This window comes from Zhongshania sp. (assembly GCF_041623545.1).
Taxonomy (GTDB): Bacteria; Pseudomonadota; Gammaproteobacteria; order Pseudomonadales; family Spongiibacteraceae; genus Spongiibacter.
Genome location: NZ_JBFJWS010000055.1, coordinates 1 through 15,000 on the forward strand (window position 1 = coordinate 1; position 15,000 = coordinate 15,000).

At 48.6% G+C, this 15,000-nt stretch carries 11 protein-coding genes and 1 pseudogene; 8 read left to right on the forward strand and 4 right to left on the reverse strand.

Annotated elements, in window-relative coordinates; translation table 11 throughout:
- Nucleotides 1-109: 109 nt before the first annotated feature.
- The 4 genes from ABYT30_RS07900 to ABYT30_RS07915 all read right to left on the reverse strand — a co-directional run bounded on the left by ABYT30_RS07900 (nt 110) and on the right by ABYT30_RS07915 (nt 7,350).
- Nucleotides 110-1,185 (reverse strand): IS3 family transposase gene (locus tag ABYT30_RS07900; RefSeq protein ID WP_373084895.1). Its coding sequence is split into 2 segments (ribosomal slippage): nt 110-924 and nt 924-1,185, totalling 1,077 coding nucleotides; the frame shifts between segments, so codons are not numbered across the junction.
- A gap of 1,787 nt (nt 1,186-2,972) precedes the next feature.
- Nucleotides 2,973-3,782: a thrombospondin type 3 repeat-containing protein gene (locus ABYT30_RS07905; protein WP_373079115.1), complete on the reverse strand. Its 810-nt coding sequence runs from the start codon at nt 3,780-3,782 to the stop codon at nt 2,973-2,975.
- 22 nt (nt 3,783-3,804) lie between these two features.
- Nucleotides 3,805-4,482 carry an START domain-containing protein gene (locus ABYT30_RS07910; protein ID WP_373079116.1) on the reverse strand — a complete coding sequence of 226 codons (678 nt, stop codon included), beginning with the start codon at nt 4,480-4,482 and terminating at the stop codon, nt 3,805-3,807.
- A 12-nt stretch (nt 4,483-4,494) separates the two neighbouring features.
- On the reverse strand, nt 4,495-7,350 hold the full coding sequence (locus tag ABYT30_RS07915) for a TonB-dependent receptor (protein ID WP_373079117.1): 2,856 nt from the start codon (nt 7,348-7,350) through the stop codon (nt 4,495-4,497).
- A gap of 235 nt (nt 7,351-7,585) precedes the next feature.
- Between ABYT30_RS07915 and ABYT30_RS07920 the strand changes: the two genes are divergently transcribed.
- The 8 genes and pseudogenes from ABYT30_RS07920 to ABYT30_RS07955 form a co-directional block, all read left to right on the forward strand.
- Nucleotides 7,586-8,206 (forward strand): QsdR family transcriptional regulator, encoded by a 621-nt coding sequence (locus ABYT30_RS07920; RefSeq protein ID WP_373079119.1) that lies wholly within the window; start codon nt 7,586-7,588, stop codon nt 8,204-8,206.
- A 606-nt stretch (nt 8,207-8,812) separates the two neighbouring features.
- On the forward strand, nt 8,813-9,472 hold the full coding sequence (locus ABYT30_RS07925) for a MotA/TolQ/ExbB proton channel family protein (RefSeq protein WP_373079121.1): 660 nt from the start codon (nt 8,813-8,815) through the stop codon (nt 9,470-9,472).
- Nucleotides 9,469-9,909 carry an ExbD/TolR family protein gene (locus tag ABYT30_RS07930; RefSeq protein WP_373079123.1) on the forward strand — a complete coding sequence of 147 codons (441 nt, stop codon included), beginning with the start codon at nt 9,469-9,471 and terminating at the stop codon, nt 9,907-9,909. The genes ABYT30_RS07925 and ABYT30_RS07930 overlap by 4 nt, the downstream gene beginning before the upstream one ends.
- On the forward strand, nt 9,902-10,330 hold the full coding sequence (locus ABYT30_RS07935; protein WP_373079125.1) for an ExbD/TolR family protein: 429 nt from the start codon (nt 9,902-9,904) through the stop codon (nt 10,328-10,330). Before ABYT30_RS07930 ends, ABYT30_RS07935 begins: the two co-directional genes overlap by 8 nt.
- Nucleotides 10,330-11,193, forward strand: coding sequence for an energy transducer TonB (locus ABYT30_RS07940; RefSeq protein ID WP_373095903.1), 864 nt, complete (start codon nt 10,330-10,332; stop codon nt 11,191-11,193). Before ABYT30_RS07935 ends, ABYT30_RS07940 begins: the two co-directional genes overlap by 1 nt.
- A 2-nt stretch (nt 11,194-11,195) precedes the next feature.
- Nucleotides 11,196-13,523 (forward strand): TonB-dependent receptor, encoded by a 2,328-nt coding sequence (locus ABYT30_RS07945; protein ID WP_373095905.1) that lies wholly within the window; start codon nt 11,196-11,198, stop codon nt 13,521-13,523.
- Between the two features lie 66 nt (nt 13,524-13,589).
- Nucleotides 13,590-14,693, forward strand: coding sequence for an alpha-hydroxy acid oxidase (locus tag ABYT30_RS07950; RefSeq protein WP_373095907.1), 1,104 nt, complete (start codon nt 13,590-13,592; stop codon nt 14,691-14,693).
- A gap of 8 nt (nt 14,694-14,701) precedes the next feature.
- Nucleotides 14,702-15,000, forward strand: a pseudogene (locus tag ABYT30_RS07955) (PKHD-type hydroxylase); the annotation flags it as partial.

The window sequence follows — 15,000 nt, forward strand, 5'->3', positions numbered from 1 at the left end:
ACATACCTTGTTCCGTTGAAATTGAAAATAAAAGTTTTGAAAAATGGTTAATTATTTGCACTTGTCAAGTGGTAATCCTCCCATTTTTAGCTGATGCTCAAAGTAGAAGTTAAGCAGCCATCAATGGTGGCTTCCCATTGTTGGCTTTATGGGGGCGTTCATGATTGTAAAACCAAAGCCACTCGGTTGCATACTCTTGAACTTGTTCCAAGCTTTCAAATAGGTGTTTACTCACCCAGCTATAACGGATCGTGCGGTTGGCTCGCTCAATGTATGCATTCTGCTGTGGCTTACCAGGCTGGATATATTCGATGCGGATACCCAGCGCTGATGCCCACTGTGTAAACTCGTGGCTAATGAATTCCGGCCCGTTGTCGCAGCGAATTACTGCCGGTTTTTCCCGCCACTCCAACAGTTGATTTAGCACCCGAATAACTCTGATTGATGGCAATGAAAAGCCAGCTTCAATGGCAATTCCTTCTCGGCGGTAATCATCAATGACATTGAATAATCGATAGCTGCGGCCGTCGGATAGCAGGTCATGCATAAAATCCATTGACCACACTTGGTCAGGGCGCAAAGGCTCCTTCAATGGTTCCGGCTTATTACGCTTGAGTCGCCGTCTAGGCTTGATGCGAAGGTTCAATGCTAGCTCGCAGTAAATGCGATAGACCCGTTTATGATTCCAAGCAAAGCCTTTTACATTCCTGAGATAAGCGAAGCAGAGGCCAAAGCCCCAATCAGAATATTGCTCTGTTAGCTGGATTAGCCATTCCGCAATCTCTTCGTTTTCTGACGACATAATAGGCTGATAGCGATAACAGCACTCGCTGACCTTAAATGCGCTGCAAGCCAGTCGAATACTGACGCCTCGACTAGCAACTACCTGCTGAGCCATCTCTTTACGCTGAGACGGCTTCACCACTTTTTTGCCATGGCTTCCTGAATAATCTCGGCTTTAAGGCGCTCTTCAGCGTACATTTTCTTTAGCCGACGATTCTCATCCTCAAGCTCTTTAAGGCGGGCGACCATCGACGCGTCCATCCCGCCATACTTGGCCCTCCACTTGTAAAAGCTCGCCGAGCTCATACCGTGTTCCCGGCAGAGCTCGGGTACTGGGGTGCCAGCCTCAGCTTGCTTAAGAATGGCCATAATCTGGCTATCTGAATAACGGGGTACTTTCATGCAGAATCTCCTTCAAACTATTATTAGAAAATTCTACTTATCGCTCCAGCTATTTATCGGGGTGATTACCCATTCTAAGGGCATAACAGCGCCATTCTCGTTCTCATTCTCGTTTACCCGCCCAAAGTCGCTTAATTCTCATTTGCGCAGCAATTCCCCAGTTCTGGGGAATTGCTGCACAAATGAGAATTCGGGTTATTCTAAAGAGTTGAAAATAGAGGGAAAATTCTTGTAATTGAGAATAGGTTATTACTTGTAATTGCCATACTCCATTGTTTTTACTTTTGGATATCGCATCTAAATGAGAATTTGCAAGCCATTGAATTTAAAGAAATAAATAGCACTCACCCGCATTGATTTCGTTAGACGTGGTTGACTGACCTTTTGCGCGACCAATATAGCCTATCGTTAGTTTATTATCCAAACAATCATTAAGGGCTGAGTCCCCGCCCCCTATATTTCGACGACTAACCCTTCATGAAAATCTGCCGTTTCCGTTGAACCTGGATACCCTCGCGAGTTACATATAATTCGTGCTCCGTGTACGACTTAGTCAGACGTGTTATGCATGTGTCCGTGCACCCAAAGGTCAATGCAATGTACCTTCAATATCTCAGACAAATCTGAAACAAAGGCTGGTGTCAGCGGGTCATTACGAAAACGACGGTCAACGGATTCGGCGTTCGAAGCATGATGTGTAACGACGATAGTTTTATGTTCACGGACAAGCCAGTCCTTAGACCTACGGTGCACTTTCTCAGCTTGCGCAGCACTAAAAAGTGACCGCATTTTCCCATATCCTTTGGATATCAGGCAGTGATCAGCCAGTAGTTGGTCAGCGACGCTCATGGCCAGATCTTTTATTCCCATAGAGGTCATAATCAGTCCACAGTACCGTACCAAGAATTCTGACACTCCCAATAGTTACCACATCATTTTGCAGGAAGTGAATATTTTCATAACCTTCGGCCACCCGACGAAGATCATACTCCATGATGTCAATATTCGACCTGTAATACTCGTGGTTTCCCGCAACATAAATAACCTGACAGGCTATTTGCTAAGCTAGCTCTATTCCCTTCGTTCCGTTATGTATATCACCGGCAAGTATTGTGACATCCGCTTCAGGTGGTACATAAATGCGCTCTGGGCTTCGCCATTGGAATTCATCGTGTGAATCACTTTCAATATAAATGAGCACTTCTGTTACTCCAATTCGAAGGTTTCTGACCAGGCCCATTGACTAGTTGCCAACATCAAGCACCGACTGTGATTCACTTAGTTATAGCCCGAATGAGAGAAAAGCAAATATATACTTACAAATCAATAGCTTATAGTATTTTAAGGTATAATATTGGCTCCGGTTTTAGGCTTGATAGTACGTCGATATTATTGCGATGGTGACGGGGCCTAAACTTCTGGCGGAGAAATAGGTACTTGAGCAGCCGGGGCCGCAAGCAAGGCATTAAACAAAAGTGGGAAACTAATTTTAAACCATGGAAATCTGGAGAGAACACATATAAGAAGTGGTGGCCGTCAACTCCTGGTAATTAGCGGACACCAAATCTAAGTGAAGTCTCAAGTTAAGCAGACATTCAAACTTGGCTGCTCTTAATTGTCGATCCATTGAATCCACCATCGAAAGCAGACAGTCAGCTTCTAATAGAGTGTGCTTGCTCTCACTCTAAACAGTCGGATATCTGGGTGGGGCCTAAGTGATCAGCTTCAATTAGTTTCTATGCCCCGTTCAAACTTTACACCGATTTTAGTTTGACGTTCTGGCATGTTTATTTTTCGAAGGCGTTATTCCATGGTAACGGAAGTGCGTTTGGGCAGCGGAAATCTAATGCCCACCGAATAATGGCATGATGATCGTCAGAAGTATTAAGGGAATATCCGAGATAAATGCCTTTTTCCAGCATACGAACTTCATCTGGATAGCGGTCAAAAGGCCAGGCAGCGACTATTTTGATTACCGATTTCTGATCCCAAACGGAAGTGCCATAACTAACTTTATGCGGCCAAAAGTCTAAAAGGCCAAACAAGATCCTATTGTACGCAACGCCTCCTTCTTCGTCTGTATGAAGGTTTTTACCTACCCAGCCACCCAGCAAGTACTTACCTACATTCGGAGAATCAAATGCACCGTATAGAACCGGCTGTTTTATCGGCCCAAAGCCGGCTGCTGGGCCGCTGTCAGGCATTGGGCCCGCGGTGTTGGCCATTAGAAACAATTCATCAAAATCTTGCGCAGAGCTATTGTAAATTGCCATTGCAGTGGCATTAGGGCATTGCCCGCTGCAGGCGTCACCTAGCCCATCACCATCCCCATCAGCCTGACTAGCATTAGGAACGATGATGCAATTATCTAGCTGGTTCTCAATACCATCGGCATCGAAATCTAGTCGCACAGTCGCAATATCGAAATCTGTGCGGTCATAGCTGGACTTGTCGGACGCTGCAATATTCAGCACCAACACCAACAGAACAGTCGTCGGAATTGCGAGCAAAAGTAGGAGAAATGCGGAAATCCGCCGAAATAGCGTATTACCCCAAACTCGGGCGTATAAAGCTTTATTAGTATTGTCTGAGCTCATTTTCTTTCCTTTATAGGTTGTCTTAAAAATTTTTACGGTTAACGCTGGTCGGAACCCACTCTGGCTTTTCGGCGCATAAAGTACTCTTTTGTCGATCAGTTCGTGTCATCACCAAGCGCTTTAGATTCTTAAGCGTTGTAAACGGAGCGTCTCGAGAGAGCCTATTGACGATACTGGTTGGAATTGCTCCTGCTGGGTCGGCCAGGCTTCGAAAGTCTATAGTCACTCGACATTCATCTATCGCGTGTAATGACCAGCTCTGCTCCATACTCGTGACCCTAACGACACCCGGCTTTACTGCGACTAATCCATCAGTGGCGTACTCGCGAATAACCACCGAGTTTAATTTCTTGTCTTCAGAAAATGAACGATTAATGATTACATCCCGATCACTGACGGGCCACGGCATCTTCATTAACATATAAATTAGCGTTGCATCGCTCGTGCCCTGAAGTCTGTACACCTTCTGAATTAAAGGATTTATTTTTGGGATAGCCGAAATATCTTTCATGAAGCTCAGTATTTCAGACACGGGCGCTTGCAGTTCTGTCACGCCCCGCAGCTCCCTGTAGTCGACTCCTTTGACTGGGCGAGAAAAAACTTCGATGCCGTTTTCAACGCGAATTGACTCCCAACCCCCTGTTTCACCATAGGCGATAGGTACTAGCACAAGAACAACTAACCCAACTAAACGACGCACTGATCTACCACCTTAGAAATTCAACTCTAAACCAAGCTTGATCGCGCGCGGCGCACTATGAACCGCTAAGACGCCATTGCTATTGGGCGTGTCCTGTACAAAGACTGGCTTGAAATTATTAGTCAGGTTAGTTCCTTTCAAAGATAAAGCAGGCTCCATAGGAAGTGAGGGAAAACTGGCTCTCAGGCTTACTCCTAAGGAATCTATTTCTGGGTGTCGATAGGTCTGTGACAGCGTACTGAAATTACGATTTTGATAGGTGTAGGACACCGTACCGGAGATATCAACATGCTGAGTTGCCCAATATCCAAGTAAAACTGCAGAACCCGAAAATGGAGAACTTAAGGGCAATTCCGTTCCAGAAGGAATATTGCCCGAATAATCTTCAAAAGGTTCAGTCGTGCGGGCATCGACATAGGACATGTTCACGTTGACGGCGAATCCCCAAGGAAGAAGCGAGATAACGGAAAGTTCTGCTCCAGTGTTTTGAGCCTCACCGACATTCGTTATATAGCCAAATACACCTAGGTAATCCAACTGATTTATCTGCATGTCCGTCCAGACGAGATGGAAGGCTGTAAAGTCTGCTTGCAACACGCCGTCGAACCATTCGCTTCGAATACCCAACTCGTAATTCCATATGCTGTCAGACTTAAACAGCAGTGGTGCATCAGGATCTTGACTGACATTGGTATTCAAACCGGCGTATCTGAAACCTTTTACTGCTGAACCGAAGAGCGCTATTTCATCCGTTAAGTGAAACAGTAATGTCAGCTTGGGGTTAAATATTGTCTCTTCGATACTGGCTTGATCACGATTGACTTCGTTTCCCTGAACTAAACCTGAAAAACTATCTGGTAGCGGAATAGGCGGAAGTAAATCTGCAAGGATTCCACCTTGCTGCAATGGGCCAGGTTCTACTTGGGAAAAAATTTCAGCGTCAGTACTTTGCTTAAAAAATCGCCCACCAAAACCTACATCTAAGCGACCAAAAAGTGTTCGCGTCAAATCAAAGAAGATCGCATGTTCTTCCGCCAAAGCATCTCCCTGCAGGGAAAAGAAATCGTCGGTCTCTTCTGTTCCAAAACTAATGAGACCGTGCTGATCGCTACGAGTGTAGTAATAACCGAACACGTAATTCCAATTATCAAAAATCGCCCAAGACGCCTCTGTTGGGGTCACTGATACGAATCGAAGTTCTGCGCTAGGCTGCTTTGATGAGGAAAGAGATTGATTGTAAACACCCTTACCGGCCTGAGAACTGCCAGTAAAAGTTGAAAAATCAACTTGCTGGAAATACTCTTTTTTCAAATGGCTAAGGATGAGCTTCGTATACAACCTTTCAAAATTGTACTGCGTGGACAGGTAACCCACGTCTAATGTTGCGTCTGCCGCATCAGGAAAATAGCGCTCATTGTGAGTTGGAGTATACGGAACATTAGAATAAGAGCTATCGTCCTGCCCGCTTGTACGACGCGCTGCATTTAACTCTACTTCAAGATTATCTGAAGGCTCCCACGAAAGAATTCCTCGGATTTGCTCACTTTGACTGGAATTGGTATCTTGACGATTATTGCGCGTATCGTTTATATAACCAGGGCGTTTATCTCGACTTCCAACGATTCTTGCCGCAAAGTGCTCGCCTATTGGTTGATTCCACATCGCTTCTACACTTTCAGAGTTATCATGAGAGCGAGAATGCGAACCAGTGGTAAGCGCCAAACTACCGTAGCTTTCCTCAAAATCTGGCTTATTGGGGATATAACGAACTGCTCCTGACAAAGCCGACCCCCCAAACAATGTGCCTTGCGGGCCTTTTAACATTTCGACAGTTTTGAGGTCGTAAAGATTAAAGTTTGGTTGAACACCTACCAGGGTAGGATTAACTAATGAAATATCTTCATAGAAAATTCCGAACGTCCGCGTGAAATAGCTGAGCAGGGCTCCTGTAGAAACCCCGCGAATAATAACTCTGACAGACTCAGAATCCGTACCAGCGGCAGTTGTCACGCCGGGAGTAAATTTTGCGATCGATTCAGAATCGTTGATTCCCAACTCCCGAAGATCTTCACCTCTAAAGGCTACAATACTCACAGGTATGTCCCGTACACTCTCTTCACGCTTAGTGGCCGTAACAAGGACTTCCTCAAGCAAGCGCGGTCTAGAGCGGATGTTTTCTAACTTTTGTGCTGCATCAGAACTTTGTTGTTCTTGAGACCAAGCTGAACCTGAACCCAGCAGAAGCGCAAATAGCACATAACATATTGACCGGATTGCATTGGCTGATGAATTTTCGGGTTTTGAGTCTAATGAGTTGAAATCACACTGCCCTTTATCGGCCCTACCAGTATGGACGGAAAAAAAGCACGTTATTCGACGAGCTTTTCGAAATCGATATGTCACCGGCCCCATGTAAAGATCTGGACAAACTTCCCTCAATTCATCAAGCATTGGTCGCTGAAACCAAGGGTTTCGATTTCCCGAATAATTGTAGTCAACTGAAACACAGTTCCGGCCATCAATAACCGACGGGGCGATACTAGTTTCAAATTCAAGCGCGCTGAATCTCTTACCCAGCAGCAGATCATTAATTCCTTTGCCGTGCATGGCATTGTTAGATTTGAAGCGCTTTCCTTGCCAGGGAAATCGATTACTTCTAGTTGCTCGCCGCAACCAACGGGAAAGAAACCCTCGGCGAAAACCTATTAGAGCCATACCACGGCACTGAATCACCCAATCTAGGGGAGCCAAGGTACTTGGCTCAGGCGCGTTCTTATAGAGCTCAATCAGTTCTTCAGGCTTATGTTCGTCAAGCCAATCTAATACCGTTGCAGCCGCCGCTCTTTTAGGATTTTCGTGGTCTCGCATCGAAAGTCTCTTTTTATATCGATCTGTCTAAATAAGGAGTATTCAACTGGATAGATGAACACCTTATCTCACAATGTTACATATATCAATACGTAACATTGCGAGATAAAATCTCCCCATCTTGAAATTCTTAATGTAGGTGTTGTTAGGATATTTACCTATTCACGATTAACAGTACTTCGACTTGCTCTGGTATCCTATCCACCTAAATCAGAATGGGTCTATTTTTATAACGATGCCAGCCATCAAGGACATTAACTACAAGGCGCTAGTCGATCCGACAAAGCCCCACCCCTTCCCAGAAATTCCGGACGAAATATTCTTTTACGCCGTTGATAAAGTACTATCTGAAAAACGCGTCGACCTTACTCAAATGGCTGCCGATCTGGGTGTTTCACGAGTTACTATTCATCGAAAAGTTCGACGTAGAGACGATTTACTCGGTGCTGCAATGCTCTATGTGTTTACTTTTATGCTTGATTTAGCATTAGAAGCAGGCAACGGAAAAGCAGGCGTCGAAAGGATTGGAGCAATCAGTCATCGACTTTTTGAATTGGTTCGCACTAGCAATGCGCTGCATTTTCTATTAAGCAATGAACCTGAATGTGCTTTGAGACTGCTAACCACCAAGAAAGGGCCAATTCAGGGATACATGGTGGCAGGCGTCGAGCTGATGCTAGCTGAAGAAGTCGACAACGGTACGTTAGCTCCTAGAATGCCGGTACATTCATTAGCGTATTTGCTAGTAAGAGTTGGTGAAAGTTTTATGTATGCTGACGTCATAGCAGATGAACCCGTTGATATCGAGCAAGCCTACGAATGTGTAATGGGTATCCTTAAATCACAAGCGACCTAACACAAAACTAACCTGATATACCCGCTATGAGCTAGTTTTCGTCAATCTGCATATTCGAGTCGGCGGCCGCTTTCGGCGAATTTTCAAGATATCTGGAAAAATTCAGGTAAAGCGCAAACAAGTTGCTGCACCGGCACTCCGCCAGCCGCCACCATCTTTACGGAGCAAAAATACATGCCAACTTGCTAGGCAGATGAGCAAGGCGTTGAGGCTGTAGAAAGAGCCTACAGACTTCCATAAAGTTCAAGGTTTTTGACCGTCCGCTTTTTACCAGACAGGGACGTGTGGTCGGATTGTCAGCCTATGAATTGCGCGATGACCGTGACTTAAACTTCTTACCCGATGGATTGGGTATTTGGCGCAGCGCCTAAATTCACATAGATCAAGGTTGCCCCCTAGAAACTCCATTCTAAGGGCATAACAGCGCCATTCTCGTTCTCATTCTCGTTTACCCGCCCAAAGTCGCTTAATTCTCAATTGCGATCAAATTCCCCAGTTCAAAGCCCTTTACAAAAAACTTGGGCAGGGTATTGACAGCGACTTCGCTTTACATCTTAATGATAATCATTATCACTACGATTAAGATTACAAACTCCGAGTCTCGCTATGGTGCAACTTCTTATCACGGGCGGCCCTGTCATATGGCTGCTATTAACCTTCTCCCTTATGGGTTTAACTGTTGCCAGTTATAAGATATGGCAGCTATTTGGCCACTTTAAACTCAATGACCGCGCCGCAGCGCGAGCCTTCAAGTTAATTGAAGAAGGTAAAAAGCCTGAGGCCTTGATGCTCATCAATGGCCACCCAAACCCCTCCGCTAAGGTGTTAAGCCGCTGCCAGCAAATACTCAGCAATAAATATTTAAGCCTGCAGCAAGCCCGCGATGAGGTCTATCGCGGCGCTCGCCTGCAGGCAGAACAACTCAGCAGCCACCTGCGTATTTTAGAGGTCATTGCCACCCTCGCGCCGCTGCTCGGCTTGTTGGGCACCGTGCTGGGCATGATTGAAGCGTTCCGAGCAATGGAAGCAGCGGGCGAGCATGTTAACCCCGCAATTCTGTCTGGCGGTATTTGGCAGGCGCTGCTGACCACCGCAGCGGGCTTGATCGTGGCAATTCCGATTTCAATACTGCACAGCTGGTTGGAGCGCTGCAGCGAACGCCAAACCCAAGCGATTCAAAATACTATCGAATACGCCTTCACCCTGCACAGCCAGACGCCAAACCCAGTTCGCAGTGCCGCCAAAGAAGCGAGCGAGCCAGCGTGAGCACTGCACTTGCCTTGTCAATGGCTGCGAGCTTAAACACGCCCCGTCGCAAGAGTGCCATTAGTCTTACGGCCTTGATTGATGTGGTTTTTATTCTATTGATGTTTTTTATGCTGACATCGACTTTTAGCAAAGAACAATTTATATCGGTCAAAAAGTCGCAAGCGGTATCTGCGCCGAGTAGCTCAAGGGCGCCCCAACTACTACTGGCTTATAAAGATGGCCACTTTGCATATTTTGATACCTCACTGACCGAGCTCAGCAGCCTAGCAGGACTCAATACCCTTGCCAGTATGGCGCAAGCAGTCACCCTGCTACCCGCCGCCGAGTTGCGCGTTCAGGATATTGTTGATCTCGTAGAGCAACTTAACGCCGCCGGTTTTACGCAGGTGAGTTTAGGCGAACCACTGCCCGCAGGTGCCCAGCACCATGACTAGAAGCCTTTTGCCGGAAACACCCAAAAGCAGCAACGACAATAATTTAATCCCCTTGATTAATATTGTTTTTTTACTGCTGATTTTTTTCATGGTCGCGGGGCAATTTAAAACCGCGCAAAGCGGCGCGGTGCAGCTGCCCAGTAGCAGTCAGAGCAAGGTCGAGAATAGCCAAGCCATCAAAATCATTATTAACCAGCAAGGCGAAATATTTCTTAGTCAAACAGCGGCTACATCGCACGCGACCAGCGCGCAAGCACTGGGCGAGTTCTTTAGCCAGCTGCCTAGCGCAGAGCCAACACAGGTTTCCCTGTATGCAGACCAAAACCTGAGCGCGGCGCAATTACACCTCGCGCTAGGCGTGATGGCTAACTACCCGCAGCTCAGCATTAACTTGCACACCCGCAACGGTGGTCAAGACTAATGCGCCAGCTCCCATGGATCATTGCCTTTGTATTTGCAGTTGGCGTACACGCCTCGCTGCTTTACCTCGCCGAGCAGTCACCGCGCCCAACACCGCTTATTGGCGCCGACGGGGAGGGCAGAGACGGATTAGAAATTGGCCTCGGCATGAGTGGTTCTTATGCCGACGTCGCCAAACACATCGCGCAGAGTGAGGTCGTGCCCGAGCCTAGCCCCGCGCCCAAGCCTAAACATAAGCCCGCGCCTAAGTTAAAACCCACACCCGCGCCAGCTAAACCGCCGACCAAACCTCAAGGAAAACCCGCAGAAAAAGCTGCGCAATTGCCGGAAAAAGTCGCGACAAGTATCAGTGCGCCCACGGCGCAAGTAAAAGCCGAGGCGGCAGTAGACGGTTATCAAAGCGCCGCCGACGCTTCAGCAAGCCGCCAAGCCAAGGCAGAAACAGCTAAGCCTGATGCTACAACTCACCAAAACACACGTCCCGACACCGCAGCAAAAGCCATGGTCCGCGGCAGCGGCTCAGGTGAGCAACGCCGCGCCGGCGGTAAAACCGGAGATAGTCAGCACTATTTCAGCCAAGTAATGGCACAGCTGAACCAATACAAACGCTATCCCACCGAGTTAAAAAAACGCAAAACCCAGGGCGTGGTGACACTGAAATTCGGCATCCGCCGCAACGGTGAGATTTTTGCCGCATCAATTAAAACCAGTTCTGGCCATGGCGACCTCGACGACGCGGCGCTGCAAATGCTCGCCGACGCCTCACCGCTGCCGCCACTACCTGCAAGTATAAAAAAAGAAGAGATCCATCTCGTAATACCTATTGAGTACGCCCTAATCACCAATGACTTCCATGAGGACTAAGCATGACAAGGAAAACCACATTAAAACCGGCCAAGTTAACAACAGTACGCGCCAAACCCCGCGCCAGCGCCCTAGCGATAGGCATACCCACACTGTTAATGGGCAGTGCTAGCTTTGCCCAGAGTGACGACGCCTTTGTGCTCGACACCTTAAAAATTGAGGAGCGCACCGTTGACACCAACCCCTACTCGGAAGCGGGCGCACCTTATAAAGCCAAAGTATCTGGGGATAGCCGCCACGTAAAAGATTTGGCCGACACCCCGCAAACCATCAATGTGTTGACCCAGACCCAAATTAAAGAATCGGGCAAATCGGATTTGCGTGACGTATTGGCCGCCCAACCTGGTATTACCCTGGGCACTGGCGAAAACGGCAACGCCTTTGGCGACCGCTATATTATTCGTGGCCACGAGGCCCGCAGCGATGTCTTTGTCGACGGCCTTCGCGACCCCGGCATGACCACCCGCGAGAGCTTTGCTACCGAGCAGCTTGAAATAACCAAAGGTCCTAGCTCTACCTTCGCAGGCCGCGGCTCAACCGGCGGCGCAGTCAATAGCATCACCAAGCAAGCCAGCACCGAGTACGACTTTAATAAAGTGAGCGCCGGTATCGGCACAGACAATTACCAGCGACTGAGCCTCGACGCCAATAATTCCGTGAGCGACGACATCGCGTTGCGCGCCAATCTGCTCTATTCATTTAAAGATGTTCCCGACCGCGAGCCCGCCGATAAAAGCCGGCGTGGCCTTGCCCTTTCAGGCCTATTCCAAGCCACAGAAAAATTGCAGTTAATTGGCGACATTTATTATTTAAAAGCCGAAGACAGCCCTGATCTAGGAACCTATATAGTGTCGGGTGGTGGTAAGCCAGTTGACGATTTCCCCGTCTATTTGCAGGAGCAGGATTTCCTTAAGTCAACGGTCAGCGTCACCACCCTGCGCGCCAATTACGAGATAAATGCGAACAGCCGAATTGAGAATGCACTGCGCTACGGGACTACCGAGAACGGCTACGTGACAACCGGCGCGCGCGGCACCAATCGCGACGCCAGCGACCCCGACGCGCCCGGTGCAGCGACCGCGTCGCTGAGCACCCACCAAGGCTGGCAAGAAATAGAGTACGTCGTTAATCAATTTAATTTCTTTAAAGATATCGATATCGCGGGGCGGAAAAACCAGCTGGTATTTGGGGTTGAGTTGTCTAAGCACAATGTCGTGAATGGCGTGTACAACGTCGCGAACAACGGCACCAGCAACTGTATTGTCAGCGGTCGCGGCGGCGCGGGGCCCGGCTATTGCACCACCGACGCCAATGGCAATACCCCAAGTAATATCCATACCCTGATGGGCCGCAGCATTACTAAAGGTGAGCAAGACTCAGATTACAATATCGAAACTATTTCGCTGTCAGTGATGGATACCATTGAATTAAGTGACGACTGGTCTTTATTCACAGGCATTCGCTTAGACGATTTCGATTACGACAATACCGTCAACAGCCGAGGCACCCTTTTAGATTTCAAATATTCCGACACCTTATGGAATGGCCATATTGGCGCGGTGTATAAAATCAATGACGATGCCAATGTCTATCTGACCTACAGCACCTCCGCGAATATCAATGGCGGCGAATCTGATGTCGGCGGCAGCTGTGGCTACGGCGGTTTATGTGGCGACCCAGAACAAGCGGCCAACAGCAAACCTGAAATGACCGCTAATCTCGAACTGGGCACGAAGTGGAATGTGCTCAACGACAAACTCTTAGCCACCGCGGCCATTTTCCAAATCACCAAAGATGATGTTATGGAAAGCGTCGACGATGACTATGCCACCCTCGGCACCCTAAACACTGGAAAAAACCGCGTACAGGGTGTGGAGTTCTCCTTGGTCGGCAATATCAGCAATAAACTCAGTACCCAGTTCGGCGCCAGTTTTATGGAATCGGAAATTCTCGAATCCTATAACACCGAGACCGAAGGCCGCGTATTAAGTAATTTCGCTGACGACAGTGTATTCCTGCAACTACGCTACCAAGCCAGCCCCAAGTTTTCCTTTGGCGGCACACTGACTTACTCCAGTGAATTGTATGCAGGCCAACCCGATTCCGCCGCTGGCTTTAATAGTGCAACGGGTGATTACTCCTACGAAGTGCCGAGCTATACCGTGTTCGACGCCTTTGCCAGCTACCAGTTTAACGAGCAGCTTAAAGCCCGAGCCAATATTGGCAATGTCACCGATGAAGACTACTACCTCGCGGCTTACCGCAGTGGCGCCTTTACGTATATTGGTGACGCCCGCAATACCCACCTAAGCGTGGAATACGAGTTCTAAACTCGCCTTGCGCTGTGCCCAACGTTCATGGGCACAGCGCTTTCTATATAAACCTGGAACTCAGTAATGAAATACACCCCCCCCTTGCAAAATATTCCCGCCGATATCGTTTGCCTCGATGACTACCAGCGCTACGCCAAGGAATTCCTCGCCCACGATATTTACGAATACCTTGCCGCCGGTGCCGCCGACGAATACACCCTTGATCGCAATCGTAGTGCCTTTAATCGAATTGAGTTAAAGCCACGCTTACTGCAAGACTTCAGCGCCGCCAGCACACAGATCACCCTACTGGGCCACGACTTGGCCCACCCCTTTTTACTCGCACCACTGGCCTATCAACAGCTCTGTCACGCCAGCGGCGAGATCGCGACCGCTATAGCAGCAGATGCGATGGACACCGCCATGGTAGTCAGTACCCTTGCCACCGCTAGCATCGAAGATATCGCCGCCCAAACCGATGCGCCAAAATGGTTTCAGCTGTATTTTCAACCGAGCCGCGAAGACACCCTAGCGCTGCTGGCAAGAGCTGAAGCCGCGGGCTACACCGCCATAGTCATCACCTTGGACGCGCCACTAAACGGTCTGCGCAATCGCGCCCAGCGTGCAGGGTTTCGCCTGCCACCAGAAATTCAGGCCGTGAATTTACCCTCGGCACCAACTAACGGGCTGCCGAACTCCGCGGGACCAAGCTCACTTATTCACCAGCTCATGGCACAGGCTCCCCAGTGGCAAGACCTGCGCTGGCTAAAACAAGAAACCAAGCTGCCTCTTATTATTAAAGGTGTGATCAATCCCGACGACGCCAAACGCTTCGCCGATATGGGTATCGACGGCATTATTGTCTCTAATCACGGTGGTCGCTGCCTAGACGGCTTACCGGCCAGCATCGACGCGCTGCCCGCCATTCGCCAAGCGCTGGGCGAGAATTTTCCGATTTTACTAGACAGCGGAGTTCGCCGTGGCAGCGATATTATTAAGGCGATTGCCCTCGGCGCTGATGCAGTGCTTATCGGTCGCCCACAAGTGTTTGCCGTCGCAGTTGCTGGTGCGCTCGGCGTCGCGCATATGTTGCGCTTACTAAAAGAGGAATTGGAAATAACCATGGCGCTATGCGGCTACCCGCAAATAGCGGACATCAACCGCGATTGCCTGTTCACCTGCCGCTGAGGACCACCATGCTAACCGTTATTAATAATTTACTCAGCCCGAGCGAGCTGGCGCATTTTCGCAAAACCCTCGACGGCGCCAACTGGCAGCACGGCGCCCACAGCGCCGGTCAACTCGCTGCGCCCCAAAAAGCCAATCTGCAGTTAGATGACGACAGTGCCGCAGCTCGCTGCTTGGTTAATATTATTATCAGCAAGCTAAACCAACATCCGCTATTCATCAGCGCCGCCCTACCCGACAAGATCTACCCGCCAAAATTTAATTGCTACCAACACCATGGCCACTACGGCCAACACATCGACAGCGC

What these genes read in the sequence shown, in the direction of transcription:
- ABYT30_RS07925 (WP_373079121.1), top strand. Translation starts at nt 8,813, where the DNA reads ATGGTGCAACTTCTTATCACGGGCGGCCCTGTCATATGGCTGCTATTA.
- ABYT30_RS07920 (WP_373079119.1), top strand. Translation starts at nt 7,586, where the DNA reads ATGCCAGCCATCAAGGACATTAACTACAAGGCGCTAGTCGATCCGACA.
- ABYT30_RS07940 (WP_373095903.1), top strand. Translation starts at nt 10,330, where the DNA reads ATGCGCCAGCTCCCATGGATCATTGCCTTTGTATTTGCAGTTGGCGTA.
- ABYT30_RS07945 (WP_373095905.1), top strand. Translation starts at nt 11,196, where the DNA reads ATGACAAGGAAAACCACATTAAAACCGGCCAAGTTAACAACAGTACGC.
- ABYT30_RS07905 (WP_373079115.1), bottom strand. Translation starts at nt 3,782, where the DNA reads ATGAGCTCAGACAATACTAATAAAGCTTTATACGCCCGAGTTTGGGGT.
- ABYT30_RS07950 (WP_373095907.1), top strand. Translation starts at nt 13,590, where the DNA reads ATGAAATACACCCCCCCCTTGCAAAATATTCCCGCCGATATCGTTTGC.
- ABYT30_RS07935 (WP_373079125.1), top strand. Translation starts at nt 9,902, where the DNA reads ATGACTAGAAGCCTTTTGCCGGAAACACCCAAAAGCAGCAACGACAAT.
- ABYT30_RS07915 (WP_373079117.1), bottom strand. Translation starts at nt 7,350, where the DNA reads ATGCGAGACCACGAAAATCCTAAAAGAGCGGCGGCTGCAACGGTATTA.